This window comes from Saccharopolyspora sp. (assembly GCF_017434145.1).
GTDB lineage: Bacteria > Actinomycetota > Actinomycetes > Mycobacteriales > Pseudonocardiaceae > Saccharopolyspora_C > Saccharopolyspora_C galaxeae.
Window position 1 is genome coordinate 1 of the sequence record NZ_JAFRFW010000228.1, and the last position, 2,375, is coordinate 2,375.

Below are 2,375 nucleotides of genomic sequence, written 5' to 3' on the forward strand. Positions count from 1 at the left end.
CCGCGCACAGATCGCCAATTTGCTGGACGGGGTCGCCGACCTCACCGCGGTCTTCCACGTGGCCGGTGTCTCCGCAGGTGACGCCCCGGTCGCCGACCTCACCGGCGAGCAGCTGGCGACGCTGCTGCGTTCGAAGCGGGATGCCGCTCGCCACCTGGACGAGCTCACCCGCGACCGTCAGCTGGACGCCTTCGTGCTGTTCTCCTCCGGCGCAGCGGCGTGGGGCAGCGGGAACCAGCCCGGCTACGCCGCCGCGAACGCCTACCTGGACGGGCTGGCCGAGCGCCGCCGCGCAGCCGGGCTGCCCGCGACCTCGATCGCCTGGGGCACTTGGGGTGCCGCGGGCATGGCCGCCGACGAGGAAGTGCGCGAGCGGCTGCGGCGCCAGGGTGTGGTGGCGATGCGCCCGCAGCAAGCGCTGGACGCCATGGGAGTGTCCATCATGGACGGGTCCGCGAGCGCGGTGGTCGCCGAGATGGACTGGGAGAAGTTCGCGCCCAGCTTCACCGCCACCCGTCCGAGCCCGCTGCTGGCCGAACTTCCCGAGGCCGCCGACGCACCGGCCGACGAACCCGAGTCCGAGGGCGGACTCCGCGAGCAGCTCGCCGAACTGTCCGCGGCCGAACGCTCCCGCGCCCTGCTGGATGTCGTGCGGCGCGAAGCCGCCGCGACGCTGGGCCACGCCGAGGCCGCGGACGTCCCCGCCGTGCGAGCTTTCAAGGACGTGGGTTTCGACTCGGTCACCGCCGTGCAGCTGCGCAACCGGCTGCGCACCACGACCGGACTGCCGCTGCCCGCGGCCGTCGTGTTCGACCACCCCACTCCGACGGCATTGGCGCAGCTGCTGGACAACGAGCTGTTCGGCGGTCCCGCGGATGAGGCGGACGCGGACCCGGACGCGCGGCTGCGCGAGGTGATCGGTTCGATCCCGCCGAGCAGGCTGCGCCGGGCCGGACTGCTGGACATGGTGCTGGCACTGGCCGACGACGCCGAGCCCGCCGGGGGAGCCGAAACCGCAACCGCGGGTGATTCCGGGAACACGGGCGATTCGGGGAGCACGGGCGACTCCGGGAGCGGGTCGGACGGCGGCTCGATCGACGACATGGACGCCGAGAGCCTGCTGCGGCTGGCCACCGGCGGGAGCGACTGAGCCCCGAGCGACCGGGCCGGCCCGGTTACCGGACGAGGCGCAACTGAGATCAACGCAGCGAGATTGAGGCTGAGAACGATGACCGGCGCGAACAACGAGTACGTGGAAGCGCTCCGCGCCTCGCTGAAGGAGACCGAGCGGCTGCGCGAGCAGAACCAGCGGCTCGGCGAGCAGAACCGGCGGCTGGTGTCCGCCTCGGTCGAGCCGATCGCGGTGGTGGGCATGGGCTGCCGGTTCCCCGGCGGCGTGGTCACCCCCGAGCAGCTGTGGGAACTGGTCGAGCAGGCCCGCGACGCCGTCGGCCCGTTCCCGGCGGACCGCGGGTGGGACCTCGAACGCCTCGCGGAAGGCGGCAGCCTGGCCCTCGAGGGCGGTTTCCTGGACGGAATGGCGGATTTCGACGCCGGATTCTTCGGGATCTCCCCGCGCGAGGCGGTCGCGATGGACCCGCAGCAGCGGCTGCTGCTGGAGACCGCGTGGGAAGCGCTGGAACGCGCGGGCATCGACCCGGTAGCGCTGCGCGGCTCCGAAACCGGCGTGTTCATGGGTACCACCGGCCAGGACTACGGCAAGGTCATCGAAGGCTCCGGCGAGGACGCCGCGGTGTACTCCACCACCGGGCACGCGGCTTGCGTGCTCTCCGGTCGGTTGTCCTACCTGTTCGGACTCGAAGGCCCGGCGATCACAGTGGACACCGGCTGCTCGTCATCACTTGTCGCGCTGCACCAGGCGGTCGGCGCGCTGCGGGCCGGGGAGTGCTCGCTCGCACTGACCGGCGGCGCTTCGGTGATGGCGACCTCCGGCCCGTTCGAGGCGTTCACCTCGCAGAACGGGCTGGCCGCGGACGGCCGCTGCAAGCCGTACTCGGACGCGGCCGACGGCACCGGCTGGGGCGAGGGCGCGGGCGTGCTCGTGCTGGAACGGCTCTCGGACGCGCAGCGCGGCGGGCACCCGGTGCTCGCGGTGGTGCGGGGTTCGGCGATCAACCAGGACGGCGCGTCGAACGGGCTCACCGCGCCGAACGGTCCCTCGCAGCAGCGGGTGATCCGGGCGGCGCTGCGCAACGCGAACCTGGAGGCGTCCGATGTGGACGCCGTCGAGGGGCACGGGACCGGTACCACGCTCGGCGATCCGATCGAGGCGCAGGCGTTGCTGGCGACCTACGGGCAGGATCGCACGGACCCGCTGCTGCTGGGATCGGTGAAGTCCAACATCGGGCACACCC

Annotated in this window: 2 protein-coding genes; both read left to right on the forward strand. The window is 72.7% G+C overall.

Going from position 1 to position 2,375, the window contains the following annotated elements; translation table 11 throughout:
* On the forward strand, positions 1 to 1,150 hold a 1,150-nt coding region (locus tag IJH84_RS06520), incomplete at its 5' end, for a beta-ketoacyl reductase (RefSeq protein ID WP_295141491.1).
* A 78-nt stretch (positions 1,151 to 1,228) separates the two neighbouring features.
* Positions 1,229 to 2,375 (forward strand): beta-ketoacyl synthase N-terminal-like domain-containing protein (locus IJH84_RS06525; RefSeq protein WP_295141494.1); only part of this gene is annotated, 1,147 nt, incomplete at its 3' end.